The 26,386-nt window shown below is 44.3% G+C and carries 25 protein-coding genes and 1 tRNA gene; 10 read left to right on the top strand and 16 right to left on the bottom strand.

The window, feature by feature from the left end; translation table 11 throughout:
* The first annotated feature begins 62 nt into the window (after nt 1–62).
* The 5 genes from ACZ5GB_RS07960 (at nt 63) to ACZ5GB_RS07980 (ending at nt 4,599) form a co-directional block, all read left to right on the top strand.
* On the top strand, nt 63–1,646 hold the full coding sequence (locus ACZ5GB_RS07960; RefSeq protein ID WP_464326693.1) for a dehydrogenase: 1,584 nt from the start codon (nt 63–65) through the stop codon (nt 1,644–1,646).
* Entirely contained in the window at nt 1,643–2,305 is a 663-nt protein-coding gene (locus ACZ5GB_RS07965) for a CinA family protein (protein ID WP_464326694.1), read from the top strand. The genes ACZ5GB_RS07960 and ACZ5GB_RS07965 overlap by 4 nt, the downstream gene beginning before the upstream one ends.
* Before the next feature lies 1 nt (nt 2,306).
* A complete protein-coding gene (gene lpxA, locus ACZ5GB_RS07970; RefSeq protein WP_464326695.1) occupies nt 2,307–3,098 on the top strand; it encodes an acyl-ACP--UDP-N-acetylglucosamine O-acyltransferase in 792 nt (263 codons plus the stop codon).
* Nucleotides 3,099–3,107: 9 nt separating this feature from the next.
* Entirely contained in the window at nt 3,108–4,493 is a 1,386-nt protein-coding gene (gene glmU / locus ACZ5GB_RS07975; RefSeq protein ID WP_464326696.1) for a bifunctional UDP-N-acetylglucosamine diphosphorylase/glucosamine-1-phosphate N-acetyltransferase GlmU, read from the top strand.
* Nucleotides 4,494–4,525: 32 nt separating this feature from the next.
* A tRNA-Lys gene (locus tag ACZ5GB_RS07980) sits at nt 4,526–4,599 on the top strand.
* Here the strand turns inward: ACZ5GB_RS07980 and ACZ5GB_RS07985 are convergent.
* From ACZ5GB_RS07985 to purS, 5 genes are read right to left on the bottom strand one after another with little or no spacing between them, the layout of a single operon-like run.
* The gene (locus ACZ5GB_RS07985) at nt 4,597–5,316 is read right to left on the bottom strand and encodes a Crp/Fnr family transcriptional regulator (protein WP_464326697.1); all 720 of its coding nucleotides are present in this window, start codon (nt 5,314–5,316) and stop codon (nt 4,597–4,599) included. The genes ACZ5GB_RS07980 and ACZ5GB_RS07985 overlap by 3 nt on opposite strands.
* Nucleotides 5,274–6,350, bottom strand: a complete 1,077-nt coding sequence (locus ACZ5GB_RS07990) for an aminopeptidase (protein ID WP_464326698.1) — start codon at nt 6,348–6,350, stop codon at nt 5,274–5,276. The genes ACZ5GB_RS07985 and ACZ5GB_RS07990 overlap by 43 nt, the downstream gene beginning before the upstream one ends.
* Nucleotides 6,351–6,402: 52 nt before the next feature.
* Nucleotides 6,403–7,974 (bottom strand): MlaD family protein, encoded by a 1,572-nt coding sequence (locus tag ACZ5GB_RS07995; protein ID WP_464326699.1) that lies wholly within the window; start codon nt 7,972–7,974, stop codon nt 6,403–6,405.
* 15 nt (nt 7,975–7,989) lie between these two features.
* Complete coding sequence (purQ, locus tag ACZ5GB_RS08000; protein ID WP_464326700.1) at nt 7,990–8,670, bottom strand: phosphoribosylformylglycinamidine synthase I; 681 nt, start codon at nt 8,668–8,670, stop codon at nt 7,990–7,992.
* Nucleotides 8,667–8,879 (bottom strand): phosphoribosylformylglycinamidine synthase subunit PurS, encoded by a 213-nt coding sequence (purS, locus tag ACZ5GB_RS08005; RefSeq protein WP_464326701.1) that lies wholly within the window; start codon nt 8,877–8,879, stop codon nt 8,667–8,669. The genes purQ and purS overlap by 4 nt, the downstream gene beginning before the upstream one ends.
* 27 nt (nt 8,880–8,906) lie before the next feature.
* On the opposite strand from purS, the gene pdxA reads away from it, so the two are divergent.
* Both pdxA and ACZ5GB_RS08015 read left to right on the top strand, forming a co-directional pair.
* On the top strand, nt 8,907–9,869 hold the full coding sequence (pdxA, locus tag ACZ5GB_RS08010) for a 4-hydroxythreonine-4-phosphate dehydrogenase PdxA (RefSeq protein WP_464326702.1): 963 nt from the start codon (nt 8,907–8,909) through the stop codon (nt 9,867–9,869).
* Nucleotides 9,860–11,314: a GGDEF domain-containing protein gene (locus ACZ5GB_RS08015; RefSeq protein WP_464326703.1), complete on the top strand. Its 1,455-nt coding sequence runs from the start codon at nt 9,860–9,862 to the stop codon at nt 11,312–11,314. Before pdxA ends, ACZ5GB_RS08015 begins: the two co-directional genes overlap by 10 nt.
* Here ACZ5GB_RS08015 and ACZ5GB_RS08020 read toward each other — a convergent pair.
* Genes ACZ5GB_RS08020 through ilvB form a run of 4 tightly spaced genes read right to left on the bottom strand, consistent with a single transcriptional unit; the run spans nt 11,304 to nt 16,491 of the window.
* Entirely contained in the window at nt 11,304–12,689 is a 1,386-nt protein-coding gene (locus ACZ5GB_RS08020; RefSeq protein WP_464326704.1) for an NAD(P)/FAD-dependent oxidoreductase, read from the bottom strand. The two genes, ACZ5GB_RS08015 and ACZ5GB_RS08020, sit on opposite strands and share 11 nt — an antisense overlap.
* Nucleotides 12,686–14,149: a leucyl aminopeptidase gene (locus ACZ5GB_RS08025; protein WP_464327827.1), complete on the bottom strand. Its 1,464-nt coding sequence runs from the start codon at nt 14,147–14,149 to the stop codon at nt 12,686–12,688. The genes ACZ5GB_RS08020 and ACZ5GB_RS08025 overlap by 4 nt, the downstream gene beginning before the upstream one ends.
* Nucleotides 14,149–14,724 carry an acetolactate synthase small subunit gene (gene ilvN, locus ACZ5GB_RS08030; RefSeq protein WP_464326705.1) on the bottom strand — a complete coding sequence of 192 codons (576 nt, stop codon included), beginning with the start codon at nt 14,722–14,724 and terminating at the stop codon, nt 14,149–14,151. Before ilvN ends, ACZ5GB_RS08025 begins: the two co-directional genes overlap by 1 nt.
* A gap of 12 nt (nt 14,725–14,736) precedes the next feature.
* The gene (gene ilvB, locus ACZ5GB_RS08035) at nt 14,737–16,491 is read right to left on the bottom strand and encodes a biosynthetic-type acetolactate synthase large subunit (protein ID WP_464326706.1); all 1,755 of its coding nucleotides are present in this window, start codon (nt 16,489–16,491) and stop codon (nt 14,737–14,739) included.
* A gap of 201 nt (nt 16,492–16,692) precedes the next feature.
* Between ilvB and ACZ5GB_RS08040 the strand changes: the two genes are divergently transcribed.
* The 3 genes from ACZ5GB_RS08040 (at nt 16,693) to ACZ5GB_RS08050 (ending at nt 20,094) form a co-directional block, all read left to right on the top strand.
* On the top strand, nt 16,693–18,012 hold the full coding sequence (locus ACZ5GB_RS08040; protein WP_464326707.1) for an FAD-dependent oxidoreductase: 1,320 nt from the start codon (nt 16,693–16,695) through the stop codon (nt 18,010–18,012).
* Between the two features lie 133 nt (nt 18,013–18,145).
* Nucleotides 18,146–18,865 carry a Rieske (2Fe-2S) protein gene (locus ACZ5GB_RS08045; RefSeq protein WP_464326708.1) on the top strand — a complete coding sequence of 240 codons (720 nt, stop codon included), beginning with the start codon at nt 18,146–18,148 and terminating at the stop codon, nt 18,863–18,865.
* A 95-nt stretch (nt 18,866–18,960) separates the two neighbouring features.
* Nucleotides 18,961–20,094, top strand: a complete 1,134-nt coding sequence (locus tag ACZ5GB_RS08050) for an NAD(P)/FAD-dependent oxidoreductase (protein WP_464327828.1) — start codon at nt 18,961–18,963, stop codon at nt 20,092–20,094.
* Here ACZ5GB_RS08050 and rpmI read toward each other — a convergent pair.
* The 7 genes from rpmI to ACZ5GB_RS08085 form a co-directional block, all read right to left on the bottom strand.
* On the bottom strand, nt 20,091–20,294 hold the full coding sequence (gene rpmI, locus ACZ5GB_RS08055) for a 50S ribosomal protein L35 (protein WP_464326709.1): 204 nt from the start codon (nt 20,292–20,294) through the stop codon (nt 20,091–20,093). The two genes, ACZ5GB_RS08050 and rpmI, sit on opposite strands and share 4 nt — an antisense overlap.
* A 31-nt stretch (nt 20,295–20,325) precedes the next feature.
* Nucleotides 20,326–20,844, bottom strand: coding sequence for a TlpA disulfide reductase family protein (locus ACZ5GB_RS08060; protein ID WP_464326710.1), 519 nt, complete (start codon nt 20,842–20,844; stop codon nt 20,326–20,328).
* A 16-nt stretch (nt 20,845–20,860) separates the two neighbouring features.
* Nucleotides 20,861–21,991, bottom strand: a complete 1,131-nt coding sequence (argJ, locus tag ACZ5GB_RS08065) for a bifunctional glutamate N-acetyltransferase/amino-acid acetyltransferase ArgJ (RefSeq protein ID WP_464326711.1) — start codon at nt 21,989–21,991, stop codon at nt 20,861–20,863.
* A gap of 240 nt (nt 21,992–22,231) precedes the next feature.
* Nucleotides 22,232–23,506 (bottom strand): M48 family metalloprotease, encoded by a 1,275-nt coding sequence (locus tag ACZ5GB_RS08070; RefSeq protein ID WP_464326712.1) that lies wholly within the window; start codon nt 23,504–23,506, stop codon nt 22,232–22,234.
* A complete protein-coding gene (gene hemW / locus ACZ5GB_RS08075) occupies nt 23,500–24,591 on the bottom strand; it encodes a radical SAM family heme chaperone HemW (protein WP_464326713.1) in 1,092 nt (363 codons plus the stop codon). Before hemW ends, ACZ5GB_RS08070 begins: the two co-directional genes overlap by 7 nt.
* Nucleotides 24,584–25,693 carry a rod shape-determining protein RodA gene (gene rodA / locus ACZ5GB_RS08080; RefSeq protein ID WP_464326714.1) on the bottom strand — a complete coding sequence of 370 codons (1,110 nt, stop codon included), beginning with the start codon at nt 25,691–25,693 and terminating at the stop codon, nt 24,584–24,586. Before rodA ends, hemW begins: the two co-directional genes overlap by 8 nt.
* Nucleotides 25,677–26,384, bottom strand: a complete 708-nt coding sequence (locus ACZ5GB_RS08085) for a zinc ribbon domain-containing protein (protein ID WP_464326715.1) — start codon at nt 26,382–26,384, stop codon at nt 25,677–25,679. The genes rodA and ACZ5GB_RS08085 overlap by 17 nt, the downstream gene beginning before the upstream one ends.
* Nucleotides 26,385–26,386 lie beyond the last annotated feature (2 nt).

A 26,386-nucleotide genomic window follows, 5' to 3' on the forward strand; every position in this document is an offset into this window, starting at 1 on the left:
GGGTTTTAACATACATAGCTGGAAAGCTACGATGCTTCATTATGTTGTATAATTCTTTCCTTATGAGCCTTGAACCTACTAAGCTACCGCTTACTACAAAGGATTTTGATGCTCAAAAAGTAGGCTTTTGTGCCGGCTGTGGCTGTGGTTGTGGCTACATACTTTACCTAAGGGATAATAAAATAGTAGACCTTTACGGTCATCCTTCCGATAAAAGGGGTGTGGGTAGCTTTTGCACCAAGGGTATCACTTACATACAAGAGATTTCAAAAAATCCCATAAGGCTTAAAGGCATCTTTTTTAAACATGGAGAGGAATTAAAATCCATAGACCTTTCACATGCCATAGAGCTACTCAAAGAAAAGCTTTCAAAAGGGAAAACGGCCTTTCTTCTTGGAAGGCAGGCAGGGATTGAAGAGTATTTGCTTGCAAAGGATATAACAGAGGATGTGTTCGTTGATGCACCAGTGGTGGATTTTGTTCCTTCAAGCCTACATCCTACTCAATGGAAAGGTTCAAAGTTTATCCTTTCTGTGGATGCAGAACCTGTCTTTTCGGAGGTTATGGCAACTCGTTGGCTTGTAGATGCCATAGAATCTGGCGCCTATCTTTTCTGCCTTTCCAGCAGGTATGAGACCCTATGCGCCAAGGCCAAAGAAAGAAGGCTTTTAAAGCCAGACCTTATGATGGACTTTTTAGAATCCCTTTTGGACCCAGAGAAAAAGGAAGAGAGGATAGAGTTTGTAAAGAAAAGCCTGTTTTTGCTCAGAGGTTCTCTTGTTTTGATAGGTGCCCATCTTCTTAATTCTCCCTTCGAGAAGAAAGTGGTTGAGCTAATAGCCAGATTGAAAAACAAGTATGGTATTAACTACGGTTTTGTGGGTGATCTTATGCCCTTCCCAGCCAAAAGGCTTGAGGAGTTTTTTGAAAGGCTGGAGGAGTTTGACAACCTTGTGGTTTTTGGAAACCTCTTTAGGTATTTTAAAGAAGAACACTTAAAAGCACTTGAAAAGAAGTTTGTGGTTAGCTTTCAAGCCTTTCCTAACATAACAGCCCATTACTCTCATCTTCTCTTTGCCAGCACCATGTTTTATGAAAGGGACTTTATAAACTACAGGCATGGCTTTGGCTATCTTGTATATTCTCCCAAGACCCTTGAGCCAGAGGAGGGCGTATATAACCCTTACGGGGTGCTTTCTTCTGCTTTCTCTAAAAAGGTGGAGGTGGATGCCTTTTTACAGGATATGGGCCTTGACCCACAAAGGTTAAAAGAAGAAGGAGAGGTTTACCTTAAAGGAAAAGACATAGCCCTTGTAAAAGATATGGGTGGTGAAATACCAAGAAGCGACCTTTTCCTATATACAGACAGCACACTTGTGGAAGACTTAGGGCATTGGAACCCATGGACCCATGATATGGAAAGGTTTCAAAGGGCATACATAAACCCACATACCGCCAAAAGGCTTGGTCTAAGGCATAGTATAGAGATAAGAGGAGTAAGCTTTGAGCTTCATACTACGGAAAACATAGCGGAGGGTGTTATATTCATACCCTCAGAATACGAAGAGTTCCAGCCCTTTGACCCAGGCTACAGGGTGGGAGCCTTCGCCCAAAGGCCTTACCATCGCTATGAGGTCCTAATATGAAGGTTGGCTTGTGTGAGGATTTAAAGGTAGAAGGCCTTATAGCAAGGACCATAGGCCTTGAAGGGCTTGAAGGCTATAAGCAAATAAGGTGGATAGGTGGCGTTGATGTAATTTTAAAAAGCCAAGAGGAGCTGGAGGAATTTTTGGCAAAATATGGTGAATACGTTTATGCCGTAGGAAGGGAGGAGATGGAGGAGGTGGTAGGAAGGCTTTTGAAAGAGAGGGGCTTAAAGCTTGCCACTGCGGAGAGCTGTACGGGGGGTTTGCTTTCTGCGAGGATAGTCAATGTGCCAGGTTCTTCTGCCTACTTTGTAGGCGGTTTTGTGGTATATGCCAACGAATTAAAGACCAGGCTTTTGAGCGTGGAAGAGGAAGCCATAAAAAGGTATGGAGCGGTCTCTGAGGAGGTTTGCAGGCAGATGGCCGTGGGAGCCCTTGAAGAGACGGATGCGGACATTTCCCTTGCCATAACGGGTATATCGGGCCCGGAGGGCGGCACCGTAGACAAGCCCGTGGGATTAACCTACATAGGCTTAGCCACCGATAGAGAGGTAATAGTAAAAAGGTTTCTTTTTAATGGTGGTAGGAATGAAAACCGTTTTTTGGCTACCCAATGGGCCCTTGAGATGCTAAGGCAATACCTTTTGAAGGGAGGATAGAATGAAAAAGGTGCATCCAACGGCTGTGCTGAAAGGTGAGGTGGAACTGGGTGAGGATGTGGAGATAGGCCCTTATACCATAATAGAGGGAAAAGTAAAGATAGGTAAAGGCACAAGGATAGGCGCAAAGGTTTCCATAAGGGGAAAGGTCTCCATAGGCGAGGAGTGCAAAATATATGATGGGGCAATAATTGGTGAGGAGCCACAACATTTAAGGTATGCTGGAGAAGAGAGCGAGGTGATTGTAGGCAACAGGGTGATAATAAGGGAGTATGTCACCATCCACCGTGGCACAGCCTTGGATAAGCTAAAAACGGTGGTGGAAGACGATGTTATGCTTATGGCCTATGCCCATGTGGCCCATGACTGTGTGGTAAGAAGGGGTGTGATAATGGCCAACTGCGCCACCTTGGGCGGTCATGTGGAGGTGGGAGAATATGCCTTTATAGGTGGACTGTCTGCTGTGCATCAATGGGCAAGGGTGGGAGCCTACGCCATGGTGGGAGGCTTGTCGGGAGTTTCCTTGGATATTCCACCATACACCAGGGCCTCCGGCCAGCATGCCCACCTTTATGGCATAAACACAATAGGCCTTGAAAGAAGGGGCTTTAGCAAAGAGGTTATAACGGTGCTAAAAAGGGTCTATAGGACACTCTTTAGAAGTTCTATGCTAAGGTCTGAGGCCATAAGGCTTGTGCTTGAAGAATATGGTAAATACCCAGAGGTGGTAAGGCTTGTGGAGTTTATACAGAGTTCTAAAAGAGGCGTAGCAAGGGATGCGGGCAAGGGATAAAATATTTTTATGAGAGCTCTTGTACTTTCTGCAGGTCTTGGCACGCGCTTTAAGAGTGAAAAGCCCAAGGTGATGCATACCATTCTTGAAAAGCCCATGCTTTGGTATGTGCTAAAGGTCCTAAAGGACCTAAACATTCCAGATATTGCCCTTGTGGTGGGACATAAAGCGGAAGAGATAAAGGCTTACTTTGGAGAGGCTTACCAGTATTTTTATCAATCAAACCCAAAGGGGGGAACGGGTGATGCAGTGCTTTCGGCCATAGACTTTTGGAGAGATTATGATGGCTATCTTCTCGTTATAAATGGAGACTCACCCCTTGTAAAAAGTCAAACCATTCACAACATGCAAAGGTATTTACATATGGTAGAAGAGTATGAGAATATAAGATTGAGCGCCCTTTTGCTCTCTGCGCAGCTACCAGACCCTACCGGTTATGGAAGGGTGGTAAAGGACCAAGAAGGGAATGTGATAAAGGTGGTAGAAGAAAAAGACGCCACCTTTGAAGAAAAGCTAATAAGGGAGGTAAACGGAGGAGTATACCTTTTCTACTGCCCACATTTGCTTGAGACCTTGTTTAAGGTTAGCCCAAGCCCAAAAACGGGAGAAGTCTATCTAACGGAAGTCTTTGGCCTTATGGCACAAGCTGGCTATAAGGTTAGAAGCTTTATGGCGGAGGACCCAACGGAGATACTGGGTGTAAATACAAGATGGGACTTGGCTATAGCGGAAAACGTAATAAGGCTTAGAATACTGCAAGAATGGGCTGAGAAGGGCAATACCCTGCACCAGCCGGAAAGCCTCTGGATAGGTCCAGAGGTGGTTTTAGAGGGCGACGTGGAAATATACCCAGATGTGATGCTAAAGGGTAATACAAGGCTTGGTAGAGGTGTGGTAGTTGGCAAAGGGAGTATAATAGAGAACTCCACCGTGGAAGATGGAGCCATAGTAGATGCCTATTCTGTGGTTAGGAATTCTCACATAAAGTCTGGTGCCATAGTGGGACCTTTTGCACACATAAGGGATAATAGTCTTATAGGTAAGAAAAGCCACATAGGCAACTTTGTAGAGGTCAAAAAGTCATACATTGGTGAAAATGTTAGGGCAAAACACCTGGCCTACATAGGAGATGCCACCCTTGAGGATGAGGTAAATGTGGGGGCGGGCGTGGTCTTTGCCAACTTTGATGGGAAGAAAAAATATGAAAGTTATGTAGGAAAAGGTGCCTTTATAGGTAGCAACTCTCTTATAGTGGCCCCTATAAAGATAGGTAGCTACTCTTTTATAGCGGGCGGTTCTGTAATTACAAAGGATGTACCCGATGGCGACTTGGCAATAGAAAGGTCTAAGCTAAGAATACTTAAGGGCAAAGGCAAAGAAAAACTGCTTGACTAAAAACCCTTAAAGCTTTATAATACTAATGCTTAGAGCCGGTAGCTCAGTCTGGTAGAGCAACGGACTTTTAATCCGTGGGTCGAGGGTTCGAATCCCTCCCGGCTCATACTGCAAGTTTTTCAAGCTCTATTCTCTTTATTATCTCAATGTAGCCCCTTTCTGCGTTTATTATGCCTTGCTTTTTCCACTTGCTCATAACCCTTATGGTAGTCTCCACCGTTGTGCCAGTCATCTCTGCAATATCAAGCCTTGTAAGTGGTGCATCTATGACTATAACGTCCTCATACTTTTTGCCAATCCTGTCCGCTATCTCCAAAAGCACTTTGGCTATCCTTTCCTCCACCTTTCCGCCAGCTATGCTTTTGAGTGTCTCATAGCTATGAAGCAATGTGGAAGTGGCCTCACAGGTCATCTTTATGGCTATGGCCGGGTGCTTTATGGCAAGGTTTATAAAGTCTTTGTTGGATATATACAAGGTTTTGCTATCAACCATGGCTTTTGCAGTATAGGTGTTTTTTGGTGCCTTTTTGCCCCACTCTATCCAGCCAAACACATCCCCCGGGTATACAAGTCTAACTATAACTATCCTTGCATCATGAGTCTCTTTTAAAAGTTTTATAAGCCCATCTATGAGTATATAAACGCCTGGCTCCGCCTCTTCTTCAAAGAAGAGGTATTCGTTCCTTTTAAAGGTTCTAATCTGCATATATTTAAGAGCATCCTTTAGCTCTTCGTTGGATAGGTCCTCAAATAGATGAACCTTTTTAAACAACTCCAGCTTTAGGTCTTGAGCTTGCCTTTCTCCAAAAGCCTCTTTTGCCATCCCTTACCTCCTACAGTTGCTTGTGGTTCAAAGACTACATAATCGGTGTGAAAAGGCACCTTATTGGTTCCACCAAAGGAATGATTGTCTCCTATGGCTATATGTATTGTACCCAATATCTTTTCTGCTTCCAGCACATTGTCGGGCCTTTTTGCCTTTGGATTAGTTCCAACGCCAAACTCCGCTATAAAACGGGCATTTTCATGTCTTTTAAAAATATCTTCAAGATAATTCCTGTATGGTTCAAAACCCTCCAGCTCTTCCACCGCTCCATCCTTAAACTTTAAAGTAATAGGCCTTTCAAGCTTTCTGTCTGGACCGTAAGTTATGGTAAGCCTACCAAAAGCAGAAGTTTCAATGGGTGCCACAAAGGCCTCCCCCGCTGGTAGGTTTCCATACTGACCCTTTTGATGGAAAAGCCCTGTGTCCGCTATGGCTTTTCTGTCTTTTATGGAAAATTCTATATCCGTTCCTTCCGCTTTTATATGCACCCACTCTGCCTCCGAGAGTATATCTGCCACGTCTTGGCTAAGGCTTGCCACATAATTCCAATCCACATCCATAGGGCCAAAGAACATATCTGGTTCAAAGAGGGGCATACTGGCATATCTACAGCCGAAGGCCGATGTTAAAGCCTTCCTAAAAAAGGTATGGGTGGTTGAGTAGTATGGAAAGGCAACTACTACATTGGGAACATCCTCTGCGTAGGATGTAAGTATTTCAAAAACTTCCGATTCTGGATAATCCTCTTTAAAAAGTACCTTCTCCAGTAGGCCTTTTTCTCTTAACTTTTCTACTGCCCTTTCTCCAAAGGTAAGCCTCCAAACCTCCTCTGGTAATTCCTTTCCATGACCCTTCAAAGAAGGATAAATATGATGTTTAACTTCTTTTGTTATAACCCCCGCCACATCCACAAAGTCTTCCATAAGGTCCACAAGGTAGTCCTTCTCCGTGTCCGTAATGAGCAAAAGCCTTTCACTCTCCTTCAAGTCCATGTTAACCTTATAAAGCTTGTAAATGGCCTCTTGGTACATGGTTATTAAATAAATTTAACTCAATTTATATATGTTGTGTAAGAAATCAAGGCTAAGGCAATGGAAGCCTTAAGCCTCCAAGTAAGTATTTAAGGTCGTTATCTGTAAACATAAGGCCCACGCCACCAAACACACCCCTCAGCTTTGAATTAAGAAGGTCATCCCCACCAAACCTTACATACAAAGGTCCTCCCACTTTGTAATTTACACCCACTTGAAGGTTTGGCTTTAAGTCCTTATCATAAGGCCTATCCTTTCTGCCAAAATCCCAAAGGTCCGAGGTTATCATTAGCCTCTCCGAGAGTAAAAGGTCAGCACCCACACCGCCGGTGGATTCCTTTAGGCCACCCCTCAAAACCAAGTTGGTTCCACCAAAGAAGGGAAAGACTCTTGCATACTGCAAAGTAAATTCTGGTTTGAATTCCTTTTTGACTACCCATTGATTTGGAAGCACTTCCTCTTTATAAACCCTACCTCTTGAGTCGCCCACTATCTCAAGTAAATAATATTTTTCATTATCCGGTTGAAGCTTGACGGTTAGTATACCTTTGGAATCTCCACCCCTGTAAAGCTCACCCCTAAATCCTATGTTGAGGTTAGTCTTATCTGCCACTTCCCCAGCCTTACCAAAAACCTTTACACCAGAAACCACATTCCTGTATAGCTCTTCATCCTTTACAAGCTTTCCAAGGGTTCCCTCACCCCTTTCTATGGTAGCTAAAATGTTGTTTAGTCTTTCGGAGCTTTCTTTCAAAGATGTGGTAAGCTCAGAAAGGTTTGAAACGGTTGTTCTTATATCTTGCTTGTTTTCCGAAACTAAGAGATTGAGGTTTTTGGAAAGCTCGTTAAGGTTTGTGGTAAGCTCCGGTAGCGTGCTTTTCAAACTATAACTTAAACTTTTTAGGTTCTCAACCGTTTCCCTTATATCTTGCCTGTTTTCCATGGCCATACTGTCAAGGGTTTTGGCAAGCCTATCTATATTCTCTATGGTTTGTGGCAAGGTTCTGTTTAGGTTATAAGCAAGCAGGTTTATATTTCTTATGGCACCTTTTAAGGCTTCTCTGTTTTCCATGGCTATAAGGTTAAGGTTATAGCTAAGAGCCTCAAGGTTTTGTATAACCTTTCTAATATCCTCTCTATTTTCGGAGAGGATTAGTTGAAAAGTTTCCACCATAAGCTTCATATTTTCAAAGGCATTTGTCATTTGCTTTATAAGCTTATCTGTGTCTGCATAGCCAAGGGTTTTTGTTATAACTCCCCCCTCTTCCAACACACCAGCCTGTGGGCTTCCTGGATAAACATTCAAATACTTATCCCCCATAAGTCCAAGAGTGCCTATTTCTGCTTGGGCATCCTTGTATAGGGTAATGTCTTTGTCAAGCTCAAAAACTACTTCTACCTTTCCATCCCTTAGGCTTATAGACCTTACCTTGCCGCTCTTTATACCTGCCACCCTCACCTCGGCACCTACGCTTAGCCCTGCCACGTTATCAAAATAGACCTTGTAGGTTTTTACCGCCGGCCTAAAAAACGGCACTTCACCAAAGGTAAGTATAAGGAAGGCAAAGCCAAGAGAGAATAAAAGCACGAGAAAACCAACCTTAGCCTCGTTTGAAAACTTCATGATTTAATTATATTCTCAAGCAAGTAGAGAATGCCAGAGGATTATCCCATCTCTATAGCCCAAAAGGTCTTCACAGGCTCTTTCTGGATGGGGCATAAGGCCAAAAACGTTGCCTTCTTTGTTGCATACACCGGCTATATTGTTTACAGACCCGTTGGGATTAGCCTGAGAAGTTATATTACCCTCCTCATCACAGTATCTTAACACCACTTGACCCCTCTCCTCTATCAACTTTAACTCTTCCTCTGGCAAGTAATACCTTCCTTCCCCATGGGCTATTGGCATCCTTATAATTTCTCCCTCCTCAAAACGTTTCGTAAAAGCTAATTCCTTGTTTTCAACCCTGAGGTACGCATCTTTGCATATAAACCTCATATTTTCATTCCTCAATAAGGCTCCAGGCAGAAGCTCTAGCTCTGTAAGTATCTGAAAACCGTTGCATATGCCAAGCACAAGTCCACCCTTTTGGGCAAAATCCACTATGGCCTTGCCAAGAGAAGTTTTACTGGCAAGCACACCAGCCCTAAGATAGTCTCCAAAGGAAAAACCTCCGGGAATTACCACACAGTCAAAGCCTTTTAAGTCTCTTGTGGTGTAATCTACAAAGCTTACTTCCTGTCCAAGAAGGTCCCTTATCACATAATAGGTGTCATAATCACAGTTAGAACCCGGGAAAACGCAAACTGCAAACCTCATTCTACTATGTATTCCTCCACAAGAGGATTGATAAGGTATTTTTCTACCATGGTTTTTATATCTGTCTCCTTTTCCAGCTCCAGCTCCACAACCTTGCCCACCTTTACTTCCTTCACAGGAAAGCCTTCATCCAGTAGCATCTCCTTTACAGCCCTACCCTCTGGGTCAAGAAGTCCCTTCTTTGGAAGTATAAGAACTCTAACTCTCATAACTCACTCTATTATATCATTTTAACTATGCTTAAAATAGGTATAACCATAGGAGACCCTGCGGGAGTTGGACCAGAGCTTATATTAAAAATATCCAGACATTTTGACCCACAGAAGGCTTATGTTATATACGGAGAAAAAAAGATAATGGATGCTATCCAGAAAGAGCTGGGCATAGACCTTGACCTTGTGGACATATATACCATAGAAGAGGTGAAAACACCCGGGATATACATAGCAGACCTAAACATAAGCGAGGCAGACAGGCTCATGCCTTCTTTGACCTCCGGTAAGGTGGCTGTGGCCTATCTTGGAAGGGCCGTGGTGGATGCGGTCTATGGGAATATCCATGGCCTTCTCACCATGCCCATAAACAAGTTTTGGGCCAAGCTGGCAGGCTTTTCCTACGAGGGCCAGACGGAGTTTTTGGCACAAGCCTGTAATGTAAAGGAATACGCCATGCTTATGTATTCAGAAAGGATAAGGGTAGTGCCATTAACCACCCATATACCCCTTAAAGAAGTGCCAGAAAGGATAAAGAGCCAAGAGATAATAAAAAAGGTAAAACTCATATCAAGGGAGTTTAAAAGGCTTTTTGATGTGGAACCAACCATAGGCATTTTGGGCCTTAACCCTCATGCGGGCGATATGGGAACCATAGGGGAGGAGGATGTAAAAGAGATAGCGCCGGCGGTAGAAGCCCTTAAGGCGGAAGGCTACAAGGTGGAAGGCCCCCTTTCTCCAGACAGCGCCTTTTTGAGGGAGGACCTTGACCTATATCTGTGTATGTACCACGACCAAGGACTTATACCCTTTAAGCTGCTTGCCTTCAAGGAGGGTGTAAACCTTACCCTCGGATTACCCTTTATAAGGACATCCCCAGACCATGGCGTAGCCTACGATATAGCTTGGAAAGGCATAGCGGATGAAAGCCCATCTTTGAGCGCTCTTAGGCTTTGTGAAAAACTGGTAGAAAAAACATGTCAATAAGAAAAAGGATATACTTAAGCTTGCTTTTCTCTGTGTCTTTAACCCTTATCATATCCTTCATCCTGCTTTACTTTATATCCTCTCGGCTCATTGAGGGCAGGATTAGAGAAACGTATGAGTTCATATACAAGAACTATAAGGAGATAGTAAACCACGAGAAGGAAGACCTAAGGTTCCTTGATGAAAGTTCTGCTGTGAGAGGTGATTATTATTACAAAGAAAAATTACGTGATAATTCCTGTGATGAGGAACCTTATTATAGAATACTACCTTCCGGTCCTTATTATGGCATGAATAGGCTTTATCCCGATGGGTGCTATTTTGTAGGCATTAAGCTTGAGGATATTCTAAAACTAATGAAAAACTCCGTGGATGTGGATTGGATAATCTACTACAACAGAAACCTTTTGAAGGATGTTTTGGATGGCTCCATTGACAGTTTTATGAAGGAAAAGGTTGTTATAGATAATGTGGTTATTGACAGGTTTTCGAACCCAAAAGTTCTTTACATGCCTCTTGACGTTAAGGGCTATATGCTTCATGGTAGTTTTCTTAAAAAAAGCCTTCTTGTAGAGGTTCCGCTTACGGGTATGAATGGCCTTCCTATAGGAAGGGTAGTGCTTATAAAAGATGTATCTGGCATATATAAAGAAACATACCTAATATTCCTTGCGCTTGCTCTATACTCTTTGTTTGTTTTCTCCTTCTTGGCCTTTATGCTCTTTAGGATAGCTTCAAGCTTGGCAAGCAGAGTGATCTTTTTAAAGAACATAACCGCAAGCATAGAGAAAAGGGATTTTTCTGTAATTGACCTTCTTAAAAATTCTAAAGAAAGTTCCAAGGATGAAGTCTGGGAACTCAAGCATAGTATATACAACATGGCTGTAAGTCTAAAACACGCCTTTGAGGAGTTAAAAGAAAAGCAAAAGGAGCTTGAAGAGCTGGCTTTCTATGACCCTCTTACAGGCCTCCCAAACAGGAGGTTTTTCTTTGACCATGCCAGCCTTATACTTGAGAGTGTAAAAAGGTATAGAACTCCCCTTACCCTTCTCCTTATTGACCTTGACCACTTTAAAAAGATAAACGACACCTATGGCCATGAGGCTGGAGACTTACTTTTAAAGAATTTTACGGAGGTTCTTAGAAAGAACTCAAGAAAGTCAGACCTGCCTGCCAGGCTAGGTGGTGAAGAGTTTGCCCTTCTTATGCCAAACACAGACCTTCAGCAGGGTAGAGTGGTTGCAGAAAGGATAAGGCAGTGCTTCCAGAATAGTGTTATAGTGTACAGAGGAATGGAGGTAAGAACAACCCTTAGTGGAGGGCTTGCTCCCTTTGTACCAGAGGTGGAAGAGATAGATGACCTTATGAGAATGGCTGATGAGGCACTATACAAGGCAAAGGAACTTGGCAGAAATAGGATAGAGGTCTACGAACCTAAAATATAGACACCTCAAAGGCTGGGTTGGCAAGAGACCTAAGCATTCCCTCTTTTATAGCCCTTACAACCCAACCTTCTATCTTCCTTTCTTTGAACCTTATAAAGTGATGGAATAGCACACCGCTTGCCTCAAGGCCAAGCCCCTTGTCCAAAATAATTTTTTCCGCCCAGCTTTTTATCCTCTCATTCCTTAAAAACCTATTCCTTGGGTTTAAAGTCCTTCCCTTTCCCACGCCTACAAATTGATAGCCACACACCGAACCCTCTTTTAAGAAGACCTTTACCAGTTTACCGTTCCATTCAAAGCTAAAGGATTCTTCCGCCTCTTCAAAGACTCCTCCACTGCCAGCTGTGGCAGACCTTGTCTTTACTGCGTTGTAATCCACAAGGCCTGGGTTTTTGACCTTTAGCCCCGCCATGTTGTAGCCCGCTATGGCACCGCTCTGCTGTGCTGGTGGAAAGAGGGCTATCCATCTGTGATTGCCCCAGGCGTCTATGCCAGAGCATATATCCCCAGCCGCATAAACATCAGGGTCCGATGTTTGCTGGTACTCGTTTACCAGTATACCTCCAACAACCCTTCCTGTAGCCTCGTTTATGTGTAGCTTTATGTCTGTATCTGCCACGAGGTTTGTCCTTGGCCTTACCCCAGTGGAGAGTATGACCATGTCCGCCCTTATAAACTTGCTCTTATCCGTCCCATTGGGCCTTATCTCCACCGCCTCCACCCAACCGTCCTCCCCATGTATGGCTACTACCTGATGGTTCAGGTAGAAGTTTATACCTTCCTCTTCCAAGGGCTTCATATACTTGTCAGCCATAAACTTATCCAACATCCTTGGAAGCACCCTATCAAAGAACTCCACCACATGCACCTCAAGGCCCATGTGTCTTAAGGTTTCTGCATCCTCTATGCCTATGGGCCCCGCTCCCACTATTACCACGCTCTTTACCCTTCCCGAAAGCACCCATTCCCTTATCCTTTTAGCATCGTAGAGGTTTTTGGCTGTGGTAACTCCTCCCAGCTCCACGCCGGGAATGGGTGGCACAAAGGCGTAGGCTCCAGCTGCCAAAAGGCACTTATCGTAAGCTATCTCCTCTCCTCCCTTTACCATAACCACCTTTCTCTTGTTGTCAATGCCTACCACTTCTTTTCTGGGCCTAAAATCTACTTTGTATTTTTCGTAAAAGCTAAAGCCACCCTTATAAAAGAGGGCCTCCTCGGAGATGTCCCCTCTTATAACATTCTCCATGCAGTTGGGTGCGTAGGTGGGAAACTCCTCATCGGAGAGGACTATGATGTCTGAGTCCTTATCCACCTTTCTAAAGGCCTCTATGGCGCTGGCGCTTGCCGGTCCGTTTCCTACTATTACCACTCTCATCCTTTACCACCAAGCCTTAGTATATACTCCACACAGGTTCTTACACCAAAGCCCGTTCCGCCCTTGGCATAATAGGAAAACTCCTCCCTAAGATGCGCCGGTCCCGCTATATCAAGATGAACCCATTTTATACCTTCTCCCACAAACTCTTCAAGAAACATGGCCGCTGTTATGGCTCCGCCGTACCTTCCCCCAGAGTTCAAAACATCACCCTCACCCTTCTTTATCTTCTCCCTTAGCCTCTTGTCATCCATAGGTAGCTTCCACATCCTCTCACCGGTAAGCTTTGAAAGGCTAAGGATTTCATCTCCAAACTCATCATCGTTGGTAAAGAGGCCCGCAGTGTATTCTCCAAGGGCCACCATGCAAGCACCGGTCAATGTGGCCATGTCAATGATCTTTGAGACACCAAGATTGGATGCATAAGAGAGGCTATCCGCCAAGGTTACCCTTCCCTCTGCGTCCGTATTGTCTATCTCTATGGTCTTTCCGTTCATGGCCCTTATAATATCGTCTGGCCTGTAGGCCGTTCCGCTTGGCATGTTCTCAGCCGCACCAAAGATGCCATGCACCTCCACCTGTGGTTTTAGCTGGGCTATGGCCTTCATTATGCCTATGACGGCGCATGCCCCAGCTTTATCCATCTTCATGGTCCTCATATAATCTCCCGTCTTTATGTTGAGGCCACCGCTATCAAAGGTAAGGCCCTTACCCACTATGGCTATCCTTTCCTTTGGCTCCCCTTCTGGCTTGTATACCATATGCACAAACCTTGGTGGTGTGGCAGAGCCTTTACCCACGCTCCAGAGGGCATGCATGCCCATCTCTTGAATTTCTTTTTCATCATATACCTTACACTCAAGGCCATAATCTTGGGCCACCTTTTGGGCTATTTCCGCAAGGCTTATGGGGTTTATCACATTCCCTGGCTCATTTACCAAGTCTCTGGTGAAGTTTTGGGCTTCCGCTAAAATCTTTCCTAAGTTTATGCCCTCTTGGTCTCCCCCGTAGATATAAAGGTTTTCAAGGTTTGAATTCTCCTCTTCCTCTTTCTTGGTTTTATACTTATCAAATCTGTAGCTTCCAAGGATGGCACCCTCCGTTATGGCCTTGCTTAGCCTATGGTCTATCTCTCCCGCATACATATAAAGGCTTTTTACCTTATCTTTCTTTGCCCTTTTGGCTATAAGAGCTGAGGCCGTTCTGTAGCTGTCTTCTCCCGCCTTTTCTCTTTTGCCAAGCCCTGCCACATAAAAGACCCTTACCTCACCATCCACGATCAAACTAACCTTTGCAAGGCTCTCCTCTTTTCCTTTAAAGTTCTCCGCCTTTAATATCTTTTCTACCTGTTCTTTTAAACCACCCAAAAAGCTTAAATTTTCCCACTGGTCCTCAAAGACAAAAAGGCCTATAGGTTCTTTTATACTCTCCACATGAAAGCTTAATGCCTTTACTTCCATCATTCTTCCTCCTGGCTTGAGATTTCTCTTTTCATTGCCACCTTTCCAGTCCTTGCCATCTCCCTTATGCCAAAGGGCCTCACAAGCTCCACAAAGGCATTTATTTTATCCTCCGTACCAGTTATTTCTATGGTGTAGGTCTCCGGTGAAACATCCACCACCTTTGCCCTAAAGATCTCCACAAGCCTTAATACTTCGTCCCTTGCCCTTGGGGTGGCAGTGTGAACCTTTATAAGGGCAAGCTCCCTTTCCACATGGGGTATGTCCGTTAGGTCTTTCACCTTTATGGTGTCTATGAGCTTTCTTAGCTGTTTTACCACCTGGTCTATGACCACATCATCGCCTATTACCTCAAGGGTCATGCGGGATATACCCTTTTCATGGGTCTCTCCCACCGAAAGGCCCTCTATGTTGTAGCCTTTGCCCGCTATAAGGGTTGCTATGCGTGCCAGAACACCCAGTTCATTTCTAACAGTTAGGGTTATTAGGTGCTTGCGCACCTCACCCTTTTTTACCTCCCTAAAAAGGGGTGCCTTTATGGCGTCCAATTGCATGCTTCCGATGGTGTCTGCCATCTTCTACCTCCTTTATCCAACCAAGTACATGGTCTCCGCTTCTACAGACTTTTTGCCATCCTCCAGTATCATCTCCCTATAGGACTTTCCTGCAGGCACCATAGGAAATACATTCTCTTCCCTATCCACGTGGAAGTCCATAAGAACGGGCCTATCGTCAATCTTAAGGGCTTCTTCTATTATCTCCCTTACCTCCGATGGCTTTTCTGCCCTAAAGCCTACGGCTCCGCAGGCCTCTGCCAACTTAACAAAGTCTGGCTGGATGCTTAAATCTACCTCTGAATATCTCTTTTCGTAGAAAAGCTCCTGCCACTGGCGCACCATTCCCAAATAACCGTTATTTATTATAGCTATCTTTACAGGCACCCTATACTGCACTGCCGTAATAAGCTCCTGCATGGTCATCATAAAGGAACCATCGCCGTCTATAACAAAGACCTCCCTGTCTGGCCTTCCTATCTTGGCTCCTATGCCCGCCGGCAAGCCAAAGCCCATGGTGCCAAGGCCACCGGAGTTTATAAACTGCCTTGGGAAAGAGTACTTATAGAACATGGCGGACCACATCTGATGCTGGCCTACGCCTGTAGCTATTATGGCTTGCCCTTTTGTAGCTTCGTATATCTGCTCTATAACGTATTGTGGCTTTATAACCTTGTTGGACCTTGTGTATGTGAGTGGATATTTCTTCTTCCATGCCTCTATCTGTTCAAGCCATTTTTGTCTTTCTTCTGGATATAGTATTTTTGCACCTTCCCTCTTTAGCTCCTCAAGAATCTTCCTCAAGACTATCTTTACATCTCCCACTATGGGCACATCCACCACGATGTTCTTTGAGATGGAAGCTGGGTCTATATCCACGTGGATGATCTTGGCCTGCGGGGCAAACTCTTCTATCTTCCCTGTAACCCTGTCGTCAAACCTGGCCCCTATGGCTATAAGAAGGTCGCAGTTATAAACTGCCATGTTGGCATAGTAGGTGCCATGCATACCAAGCATATGCAAAGCCAAGGGATGAAGTTCAGGAAAGGCACCCTTCCCCATGTTGGTGGTGGTCACCGGTATCTTCATAAGTTCCGCCAGTTCCACCAGCTCCCTTTGGGCCTCCGCCTGTACTGCACCACCGCCCACATAAAGCACAGGCCTCTTGGCCTCCATTATAAGCCTTACGGCCCTCCTTATCTGCTGTAGGTTGCCCTCAAGGTGTGGCTTATAACCCGGTAGAGACTCTTTTACCTCTTCAATGGTTGGTATTTTCACATCACTTAGCTTTTGGGTTATGTCCTTTGGTATATCCACAAGAACTGGCCCAGGTCTTCCAGTCTTAGCTATGTAAAAGGCCTGACGAACTATTAAAGGCAAATCCTCTATCCTTTTGACCAAAAAGTTGTGCTTGGTTATGGGCCTTGTAATGCCCACTATATCTACCTCTTGGAAGGCATCGTTACCTATAAGGTGTGTAGGAACCTGTCCTGTTATAAAGACCACAGGCACAGAGTCCATGTAGGCGTCCGCAATGGCTGTCACTAAGTTTGTAGCACCGGGTCCAGAGGTGGACATGGCCACTCCAACCTTACCAGTGGCCTTTGCATAGCCTTCTGCCATATGCCCAGCACCCTGCTCATGCCTTGCCAATATATGCCTTATACTACCATCCCTGTATAGGGCATCGTAGACCTCCATTATAGCACCGCCGGGGTGCCCAAAGATCACCTCCACGCCTTCTTCTTTTAACACCTCTATCACAATATCTGCGCCCTTTCTTGGCATGTCCTACCTCCAAACAAAGCTTGTAAAAGTATAAAATATAAGCAGAAGGTTTAAAATTGGTTAATTTTTGACTCTTTTGATTATAAGCATATAAGGATAGGCTTAAATAAGCCTAATTAATGGTTCCTCAAAGATTTTCTTATTGACAAGCTCATTCCTTAAGAAGTATGATTTTAACAACGCTTTATAGGGAGGTATAGCATGATTACAAGGCGGGACCTTTTAAAGTCTGTAGGAGTAGGGGCTTTGGCAGCAGGGCTTTCTTCAAAGCCCATCTTTGCAGCGGCAGAAAAAGTGGTAAAGATGGAGGCTATGCTTCCATCACCTAAGGGCAACAGGGTTGTAATATGCGGCGGTGGATGGGCTGGGCTGACAGTAGCCAAGTACCTCAAGAAGGAAAACCCAAACATAGAGGTTATCCTTATTGAGAAGAGGCCAAACTTCTTCTCCTGCCCCATATCCAATGAGTGGCTAGCAGACCTTGTGAGCTTGGATTTTCTTTCCCATGACTACAACCAGCCAGCTTCCAAGTATGGCTACAAGTTTATAAACGCAGTGGTCATAGGCATAGAAAGGGACAAAAAGAGGGTCTATACTCCCCACGGCTACATAGAATACAACTACCTGGTGCTTGCACCCGGCATAAAGTACAACTATAAGGCTTGGTTTGGAGACAACAAGGACATGATAAACTACACCAGAGTGCATTATCCAGCGGCATTCATACCAGGTTCTGAACACTTGGCCTTGAAGAGAAAGGTTCATGAGTTTGAAGAGGGAGACTTTATAATCACCGTACCTCCGGGAGCCTACAGATGCCCACCAGCGCCTTATGAGAGGGCTTGCATGATAGCAGAAGTCTTTAAGAGAAACAAGGTAAAGGGAAGGGTGGTTATACTTGACCCCAAGGATGACATAGCTCCAAAGGGTCCAGGCTTTAGGGCTGCTTATGAGCAGGTATACCTTGGCATAGTAGAGTATGTGCCAAAGGCGGCCATCAAGGAAGTGGATCCCGTAAAGAAGATAATAAAGACAACCGCAGGCGAATTTAAGTTTGCCGATGCAAACCTTGTACCACCACACCAAGCGGGAGAGCTTGTTTGGATGGCAGACCTTATAGCCAAGGACAAGGATGGCAAGCCCACCGGTTGGGCAGACCAGGACCCTCTAACCTTCCAAGCAAAATCCGACCCCAATGTCTTTTTGGTGGGAGATGTTATAGGTGGAGTGCCTTATCCAAAGAGCGGACATATGGGCAACTCGCAAGGTAAGATAGTGGCAAAGATAATTGCCTCAAGGATAGCGGGCAAAGAATACAAGCCTACCCTTCCAGACAACACCTGCTACTCCATGGTGAACGGATCACCCCAGGAGGCTATAGTTATAAACGTAACCTACGACTACAACGAAAAGGAAAAGAAGATAGTTCCAAAGCCCAAGGTGATAAACGAAAGGTCTGAAGCCTTGGCAAAGGCTACCTATGAATGGGCAAGGTCTATGTATAAGGACATGTTCGCATAATCTTAAGGGGGCCTTGCCCCCTTTGCATCACATGTTGCAACACAAAACACCCTTCTCAATGCTCTGTGAAGTATACAAGCCTTCCAAAGCGTGGCATGGAATTTGCATATATAACACAGAGAGGTGAATAGGAATGGATAGGAGAGACTTTATAAAAACTTGTGGAACCGTGGCAGTGGCTTCCATGCTGGATGCCAGTATTTTCTCCAATTTGCTGGCAAGCCAACAGGATGGAATGCTAAAAACTTACAAAAAGGCCCTCCTTGTCAAAGAGGATGGGTCTCCTCTAAAGGAAGAAGACCTCAAGCCCCATAACAATTACATATTCTTCTATCCCTTTGTTTCCACTCCTTGTTATCTTCTTAATCTGGACCAGGAGATAAAGCCTGTGGAGATAAAGCTAAAGGATGGGCTTGGCTACCTCTGGCCAGGGGGCGTGGGGTCAAAAAAGAGTATAGTAGCCTACTCTGCCATATGCGCCCACCAGTGGAGTTATCCTACAAAGGACTACTCTTTTATAAACTACTATCCACCAGACAAGCCATCTGAGACCACAAAAAAGGCCGGTATAATCCAGTGTTGTGCCCACTTAGGTTTATACGACCCAAAGGAAGGTGCAAAGGTCTTAGATGGTCCCCCAGAGGTTCCTTTGGCCTCCATAGTGCTACAAGAAGAGAATGGCCAATTTTATGCCGTGGGAGTTCTTGGTAAGGACCAGTTTGACCAGTTCTTTGATAACTACAAGGCAGACCTAAGACAGCAGTATGGCTCTACTGCAAAGGCCAAAGAGCTTGTGGAAAAATGTATAGTTATGGAGGTGGATAAATATGTCAAATCAGTTATCAGGTGTTAGTAGAAGGAGTTTTATCGTAGGTGGTGCCCTTGTAGGTATTTGCACCTCTTTTTGTATATTCAAAGGCACAAAATAGGCTTAAGGCCCAAGTAGTTATAGTAGGTGGTGGCTATGGAGGTGTCACTGTAGCCAAGTATTTAAAGAAGGAAAATCCTAACCTTGATGTGGTTCTCATTGAAGAAAGGCCCTTCTTCATGTCCTGCCCCGTGTCAAACCACTTCTTGGCTGGCCTTATGGAGCTTACGCCTCTGTGTTTTTCCTACAACGTGCTTGAGGTAAAACATGGCATAAGGGTTTTGAACGATAAGGTGCTTGGAGTGGAGCTTGATAAAAAGGTAGTAAGGACCTCATCTGGATATATATCCTATGACTATCTTGTGCTATCACCGGGTATAGACTATGATATAGAAGATTATCCATTTTACAGAGATTCCCTTGTATATAACCCTCCAGCCTTTAGGCCTGGGTCGGAGCATATATACCTTAAAAAGCTCATAGAGGACTTTGAAGGTGGAGATATAGTCATAACAGTGCCACCACCACCTTACAGATGTCCACCCGCTCCTTACGAAAGGGCAGCCCTATTGGCAAGCATGATAAAAAGAAACAAGATAAAGGCACATATATACTTTATAGACGCCAACGAAAGACCCCTTATAAACTCAGAAGGCTTTCTTTCAGCCTACTATGACCTATATAAGGATGTGGCAACTTATGTAACTTCCGCTCACGTAAGAGATATAGATGTGCATAAAAGGATTGTAAAAACATCGCATGGAGATTTTAAGTATGACCTTGCCAATGTAATACCGCCCATGAGGGCAAACAGGCTTTTGCAAGAAGCTGGACTTCTCAAGAAGGGTCAAAAGTGGGTAGAGGTAAATCCTCTTACCTTTGAAACTTCTGTGAAAAACGTTTTCGTTATAGGTGATGCATCTCAGAGCTATCTTCCAAAAAGTGGATATGCTGCACACTCAGAGGGTAAGCTTGTGGCAAAGATAATAAACGCAAGGTTAAAGGGCAAAGAGGTCAAAGAAGAGTATATGCAGATGATATGCTACGCCATGGTAAACGATAGAGAGGCCATAATGACGGAAACGGCCTTTAGGTATGATGCAGTATCAAAGAGGTTCATACCCACCCATAGGGAGGATAACCAAAGGAAAGAGACAACGGCAAAGAGATATGAGGAGTGGGCAAGAGGTCTATGGAGAGACCTCTTTGGTTAGAATTCCTTTAACATGCCCTTTACCTTGTCTTCCCAGCTGGGGTGGACAAGGGTGGGCTTCCTTAACCTTCTTTTCCTATCCTTTGACTTATGAGTATTGTAGTGGGCTCCGCCCGCTTTATATCTTTTTATCTTGCCAGTAGCCGTTATCTTAAACCTCTTCTTTGCAGACCTGTTTGTTTTCATCTTTACCTTTGCCATCCTAAACCTCCGGCCTTAAATTATAACACAATCAGCATCCCAAAAGTTCCTTTAAGTCCTTATCAAGCTCCCTATAAACACCCAACCTTATACGGTATATCTTACCTTCCTTGTCCAAAAGGTAAGAGGTGGGAAAACCCATAAGCTTTAGCTCCTTTTCAAGGTTATCTGTGGGTCTTACTATAATGAAGGATACAGGGTTCTCACGCAAAAATTTCTCTACAGACCCTTCAGAGCTATCCATGTTCACAGCCAGTATTTCAAAGCCTTTGTCCTTACACCTTTTGTATTCCTTTTCAAAGATGGGCATCTCTTCCCTACAAGGTGGACACCAGGTGGCCCAGAAGTTTACAAGAAGGACCTTTCCTCTAAAATCGTTCAGGCTAATTTCCTTGCCATCAAGGGTTTTAAAGGTAAAGTTTGGAAGGCTTTGCTCCACCGGTGGCCTGTAAGAAGATAAGCCTTCATCCTCCTTCTTGTGTTCCAAGGCAAAGAATAAGACCATAATCAAAAGGATAGCCGTTAGTATATAAGGTATGGCTTTCATCATAGTTTATAAATATAGCCTAAGTGGTATATTCTGCGTTGATCTTTATATAGTCGTAGGTAAGGTCGGAAGAGTAGTAGGTCCAGCTTTCCTTTCCTTCCATAAGGTCAAGGGTTATCTCAATCTCCTGAGATTCTTCCATATACTTCTTGGCATTCCCTACGGCCTTGGGATGCACCTTTCCATCGTATACAAGGTGGCTTCCTATATAAACTTTTAGCTTAAACTGGTCTATAGGAAAGGCTGTAGAACCGGCCGCCGCCACTATCCTTCCCCAGTTGGGGTCTTTTCCAAATACTGCCGTCTTTACAAGGTTTGAGGTGGCTATCGCCTGGGCTATAAGCCTTGCCTTTAGCTGTAGTGATGCGTTCTTTACCACCACTTTTATGACCCTTGTGGCTCCTTCACCATCTTGAACTATCTTCTTGGCAAGGCTAAGTGAGACCTCCTCTATGGCATCGCTCACCTTTTGTAGGTCCTCCTTTACAAACCCAAGGCTTATGAGGCCAAAGCTATCGTTGGTACTCATACATCCATCCACGCTTATGGAGTTAAAAGTCCTATCGTTTATGTCCTTGTGAAGCCTTTCCAAGATATCCTCCCTTAGGTCTGCGTTGGTAAAGACAAAGGCAAGCATAGTTCCCATGTTGGGATGTATCATACCAGCACCTTTTGCAAAGCCAAAGACCTCCAGCTTGCCTTTTTTAACAAAGTCATACTTGGGAAAGCTATCCGTGGTTGATATTACCTCGCTTGCCCTTTTTAGGTCAAGGGGTTCAAGGATTTCACAGGCAGAATCTATACCAGAAAGTACCCTATCTATGGGTAAGGGCTTTCCTATCACACCTGTGGAAAAGACAAGCACCTCATCCTCTTCCACATCAAGTTTTTCTGCCACCCTCTTTGCCATAAGTTCCGCATGCAAAAGCCCTTCCCTCCCAACGCCACAGTTGGCGTTCCCGCTGTTTATCACCATAGCTCTTACCCTTCCATTAAAGACCTTTTGGGAGTAAAGCACGCTGGCAGATTTAAAGTGATTTTTTGTAAAAAGAAAGGAAGCACTACATGTTTGTGGCAAAAGCACTACAAGTATGTCTGGTTTTTCTCCAGACTTTAGGCCAGCCTTTCCAACGCCCATTAAAATTTCCATGAGAAAATTATAACCTTCTTATACGTGGGGTGAGAAATTCATCCTTTGTAGTGGCAGGTTTTAAACCTGCCAGATTATAAAACATCAGGCGGGTTCAAGACCCGCCACTACTTTTGGATTTTTTATTAGTAGTCGCACGGCATGCCGTGCTTCTACATTTCTTGTCTCATTTATTTTTTGCAAGAAGGTATGATGGTATCCCAGCTTCCTAATTAATTTCTCACTCGGCGTATGAGAAAATTATAACCTTCTTAGCCTTTCTTTTGCATCCTCCGCCCATGGCGCCTTGCCTTGAGATAGCTCAAGGGCTATCCTGTAGTGTTCTATGGCCTTTTCTCTTTGTCCAAGGGCTTCGTAGTTCCTTCCAAGGTAGTAGTGGGTGGAGGCATGGTCCGGTATGAGCCTGTTTGCCTTTTGAAGATATCTTAAAGACTCTTGATATTCCCTTTGGGCAAACTTTACATAGCCATGCACAAAGTTTGTAAGGAAAACATCGGGCATGGTCCTTAGTGCAAGACTTGAATGCCTTTCGGCCTCCCCCGTCCTTCCTTCCATGGCAAGTATGTAGGCCATATAGGCCCTTGCTGTGTAGTTCTCTGGATAAAGCTCTATGGCCCTTTGGAAGTGTCTGCTTGCCTGACTGTAATCCTTTTTGGCAAAGGCAACCTTTCCTTTGTCAAACTCATCAAAGGAAGGCTTTGTCTTAAAAAGCTTTTCCTTTGCAACTTGGAAGTCTTGGGTGTCTGTTATAAAGTAGCCTGTAGGCTTAAAAGTCTCTATCATCCTTTTTACCTCGGCCATCCTTGTTTCTGGAAGTGGGTGGGTGGAGAGCCACTCGGGCGCTCTTTCTCTTTTTTCCATAGCCTTAAAGGTCTCAAAAACTCTTATCATGCCCATTGGGTCATAGCCAGCCTTGTAGGCATAGAGAAGGCCATACTGGTCCGCTTCCCTCTCCTGGTCCCTGCTGAACTTTAGGCTCAAAAGCCCCGCACCTATCTGTCCAAACTGCAAAAGCACCTGCCCGTAAGGCTTGTCTGCCAAGAGCAAGGCCCCTATGTTCAAAAGAAGACTAAGGCCAAACTGCTTTTCTAAAAACCTTGCATGGTGTCTTGCGTTTAGGTGACCAAGCTCGTGGGCAAGCACGTTGGCAAGCTCGCTTTCCGAGTTTAACCTAAGAAGTAATCCTCTTGTTATCATAACCGGCCCACCCGGAAGGGCAAAGGCGTTGACTTGAGAGGAGTTTACCACATAGAACTCATATGGCAGTCTTCTTTCTGCCACCTTTGTAAGGATAAGGCCTACACCTTTTACATAGTTTTGAACTTCCCTGTCTGGGTATAATCCATCAAACTCTTCTATGGCGTAAGGCACATAGGACCTTCCTATCTCTATCTCTTTTTGTTCCGGAAGAAGGTTTAAAAGAGGCCCTTTTGTGGTAGCTTCCGCACAGGAGGGAAGAAGAGAAAGGAGAGCAAAAGACCCACCATACTTTAAAAACTCTCTCCTATTTAGCATAAGTTTATTTTAAGCCTTAAAAGTATCTCGTTTATAACCAGCATACCCTTCCTGTTTAGCCTCCACCTTCCATCTTCCTCTTCAAAAAACTCCAAAAGCTCTTCTGGAATAGACAAAAGGTCTTTTTCCACACCCCTTTTTGTCCTAAGGGCAACAAAGATGTAATCGTATAAAAGGTCTTTGCCTTTTAGGAACTCTTGGTATTCTACGGGCCTTTTTCCACTTTTTACCTTTTGAGCGTATAGCTTTATGTTCTTTGTATTTCCAAAGCGTGTGTGATTTACAAAGCTCCATGCGGAGACTCCAAGGCCCAAAAACTCCTCATGGGTCCAATAAAGAAGGTTGTGCTTGCACTCATAGCCAGGAAGGGCAAAGTTGGATATCTCATAATGCAAAAAGCCCATGGCCTCAAGGCTATCACAGATAAGGTCATACATATCCCCTATGGTGTCTTCGGAGGGAAGCTTCAAAAGGCCTTTGCTGTATAGGTTTCCAAACTGGGTGTCCTCGTAGGGTGTAAGAAGGTAAAAGGAAAGGTGAGTGATTGGTAAGCCCTTTAACATATCAAGCTCCTTTTTTAGGTCCTCAAGGCTTTGGCCCTCATAGCCAAAGATGAGGTCTAAGTTTATGTTCTCAAAGCCAGCTCTGTGGATGTTCTCAAGGGCCTTGAGCGTGTCTTTTACAGAATGAATTCTTCCAAGGGCCTTTAGTCCTTCTTCCCTTAAGCTCTGCGCTCCAAGGCTTATCCTGTTGAAGCCTATGGAACTTAAATATCTGTATTCTTCCAATGTGTAGTTTTCCGGGTTTGCCTCAAGGCTTATCTCCTCCACATTAGAGAGGTCCAAAAGATTGGAAAGTCTTTCCATAAAGCCTTGGTATAGCCTTGGGTCTATCAAGGAAGGAGTCCCGCCCCCAAAGTATATGGTTCTGAGGTCAAAGTCATTGTCCTTGTAGAGTTCTATCTCTTTCAAAAGAAGGTCTAAATACTCCCAGTGGTCCACACTTTGGTCCACAAAGGATACAAAATCACAGTAAGGGCATTTGTGAGAGCAGAAAGGTATGTGTATGTATAGGCCTTTAAGCATTTTCAAACTTTATGGGCCTGTTTCTGTGCTCTCTTATGATGGAGAGGGCAAGGCCAAAAAGGGTGGAAAAGGTGAGAATGCTACTTCCCCCATAGCTTACAAAGGGAAGGGGTATGCCCACTACAGGAGCCCAGCCCATAGTCATAAGAAGGTTTACAGAAGTTTGAAAGAGCCAAAGGCCTGCAAAGGTGCCAAGGTATAGTCTTTCTACTCTGTGAGGAATATCTAAGGCATAAAGAAGGATCCTATAAAAGGTTAAAAAAAGCATGGAAATTATTAAAAAGCTACCAAGAAAGCCCCATTCCTCAGCTATTACGGAAAAAATAAAATCTGTGTGCTTTTCTGGTAAAAAGAGAAGGTGGGATTGGGTGCCTTGCAAAAAACCTTTACCCAAAAGGCCACCAGAGCCTACCGCTATCATAGATTGAATGAGCTGGTAGCCACTGCCATGGTAATCTTGGTAAGGGTCAATAACCGCAAGAATCCGTTCCTTTTGATAGTCTTTTAAAAAGTGCCAAAGCACGGGAGAAAGTAAAATAAAGGTAAGGCCCGACAGTATAAAGTATCTTAGCTTTGCACCATAGAGGAAAAGTAGCGTGATAAGTATAACTCCGTAAGTTATGGTGGTTCCAAGGTCTGGCTGTTTGAGGGTAAAGAGGGAAGGTATGGCAAAGGCCAAAATAAGAATGAGGGACTCTTTGCTGAAAAGCCTTTTTGTGTGGCTCAAGGTATATAGGGAAAAGGCCAAAAGGGAGAACTTAAATAGCTCTGATGGTTGGATGCTAACCGGTCCCAAGTCAATCCACCTTTTGGCACCATAGACCGTCTTGCCAGCTATGGGCACAAGCACCAAAAGAAAGAGGTTTAAAAAGTATATGGCTGGGGCCATATCAAAGACCATCCTAAAGTTTAGCCTTGAAAGGAGTAGGATGATAAACCAGCCCGCTAAGATGTAAAGGCTCTGCTTCAAAAAGAGGGGAGAAGGGCTTCCCTTGTATGTGGCGCTATACACGCCCACAAGGCCTATAAGGCAAAGGGTTGCCAAAGCAAAAAGCAGGTATGGGTCATAATCTATAAGGATTTTCTTAAACTTGTTCTTCATGGTATACAAGCCTTCCGCAGGATGGGCAAATTCCCACATCGCCAGCTATAAGCCTTGAATACAGAGCTGATGGTAGCTTTGTTCCACAGTTGGTACAGGCACCAAGAGAATCTATGGGAAGTATGATGGGCAGGCCGTGTTTTTTCTTTAGCCTTTCATACTCTTCAAGTATAGACTCTTCCGTTTTACTCCTTAACTCTTCAAGTTCTTTTTGTAATTCCTCAAGCCTTGTGTTTAGCCTAAGCTGTGAGTATCTTAGGTCGGAAAGTTCTTCCTCCAGCTCTTGAGTCTCTTTTATAAACCTTTTATCTTCCCTTTTTTCTTCAAGGGCCTTTAACTCCTCTTCAAGCCTTTTTATGCTTTCTGAAAGCTTTATAACACAGTCCTCTCTCTTCGCCTTTTCCCTCAAAAGTGCCTTATATTCTTCGGCCTTTTTAACAAGACTTAGCCTCTCCTCCGCCCTCTTTGCTTTTTCCCTACACTCCTCTATCTGTTCCCTTTGCTTTTTTATCTCTTTCTTTATCTCCTCAATCCTCCTTGCTATCCCTTCTCTCTCTTCCTTTAAGCTTTCAATCTTCCTTATGGCCTCTTCTATTTGGCTTTGAAGCCTTCTTATGGCTGTATTTACCCTGTTTATTTCAAGCTCTACCCTTTGAAGCTGGAGCATTTTGGAGAATTTATCTACCTTCACAA

It is taken from the genome of Hydrogenobacter subterraneus (genome assembly GCF_055390195.1).

Excerpts from the sequence above, each read along its gene's own strand:
- rpmI (WP_464326709.1), bottom strand. The coding sequence starts at position 20,294 with ATGGCAAAGGTAAAGATGAAAACAAACAGGTCTGCAAAGAAGAGGTTT.
- ACZ5GB_RS07995 (WP_464326699.1), bottom strand. The coding sequence starts at position 7,974 with ATGAAGTTTTCAAACGAGGCTAAGGTTGGTTTTCTCGTGCTTTTATTC.
- ACZ5GB_RS08060 (WP_464326710.1), bottom strand. The coding sequence starts at position 20,844 with ATGATGAAAGCCATACCTTATATACTAACGGCTATCCTTTTGATTATG.
- ACZ5GB_RS08015 (WP_464326703.1), top strand. The coding sequence starts at position 9,860 with ATGTCAATAAGAAAAAGGATATACTTAAGCTTGCTTTTCTCTGTGTCT.
- argJ (WP_464326711.1), bottom strand. The coding sequence starts at position 21,991 with ATGGAAATTTTAATGGGCGTTGGAAAGGCTGGCCTAAAGTCTGGAGAA.
- ACZ5GB_RS07990 (WP_464326698.1), bottom strand. The coding sequence starts at position 6,350 with ATGTACCAAGAGGCCATTTACAAGCTTTATAAGGTTAACATGGACTTG.
- lpxA (WP_464326695.1), top strand. The coding sequence starts at position 2,307 with ATGAAAAAGGTGCATCCAACGGCTGTGCTGAAAGGTGAGGTGGAACTG.
- ilvN (WP_464326705.1), bottom strand. The coding sequence starts at position 14,724 with ATGGCAGACACCATCGGAAGCATGCAATTGGACGCCATAAAGGCACCC.
- purS (WP_464326701.1), bottom strand. The coding sequence starts at position 8,879 with ATGAGAGTTAGAGTTCTTATACTTCCAAAGAAGGGACTTCTTGACCCA.
- pdxA (WP_464326702.1), top strand. The coding sequence starts at position 8,907 with ATGCTTAAAATAGGTATAACCATAGGAGACCCTGCGGGAGTTGGACCA.
- glmU (WP_464326696.1), top strand. The coding sequence starts at position 3,108 with ATGAGAGCTCTTGTACTTTCTGCAGGTCTTGGCACGCGCTTTAAGAGT.
- ACZ5GB_RS08045 (WP_464326708.1), top strand. The coding sequence starts at position 18,146 with ATGGATAGGAGAGACTTTATAAAAACTTGTGGAACCGTGGCAGTGGCT.
- ACZ5GB_RS08025 (WP_464327827.1), bottom strand. The coding sequence starts at position 14,149 with ATGGAAGTAAAGGCATTAAGCTTTCATGTGGAGAGTATAAAAGAACCT.
- rodA (WP_464326714.1), bottom strand. The coding sequence starts at position 25,693 with ATGAAGAACAAGTTTAAGAAAATCCTTATAGATTATGACCCATACCTG.
- ACZ5GB_RS08040 (WP_464326707.1), top strand. The coding sequence starts at position 16,693 with ATGATTACAAGGCGGGACCTTTTAAAGTCTGTAGGAGTAGGGGCTTTG.
- ACZ5GB_RS08070 (WP_464326712.1), bottom strand. The coding sequence starts at position 23,506 with ATGCTAAATAGGAGAGAGTTTTTAAAGTATGGTGGGTCTTTTGCTCTC.
- ACZ5GB_RS07965 (WP_464326694.1), top strand. The coding sequence starts at position 1,643 with ATGAAGGTTGGCTTGTGTGAGGATTTAAAGGTAGAAGGCCTTATAGCA.
- purQ (WP_464326700.1), bottom strand. The coding sequence starts at position 8,670 with ATGAGGTTTGCAGTTTGCGTTTTCCCGGGTTCTAACTGTGATTATGAC.
- ilvB (WP_464326706.1), bottom strand. The coding sequence starts at position 16,491 with ATGCCAAGAAAGGGCGCAGATATTGTGATAGAGGTGTTAAAAGAAGAA.
- ACZ5GB_RS07960 (WP_464326693.1), top strand. The coding sequence starts at position 63 with ATGAGCCTTGAACCTACTAAGCTACCGCTTACTACAAAGGATTTTGAT.
- ACZ5GB_RS07985 (WP_464326697.1), bottom strand. The coding sequence starts at position 5,316 with ATGGCAAAAGAGGCTTTTGGAGAAAGGCAAGCTCAAGACCTAAAGCTG.
- hemW (WP_464326713.1), bottom strand. The coding sequence starts at position 24,591 with ATGCTTAAAGGCCTATACATACACATACCTTTCTGCTCTCACAAATGC.
- ACZ5GB_RS08020 (WP_464326704.1), bottom strand. The coding sequence starts at position 12,689 with ATGAGAGTGGTAATAGTAGGAAACGGACCGGCAAGCGCCAGCGCCATA.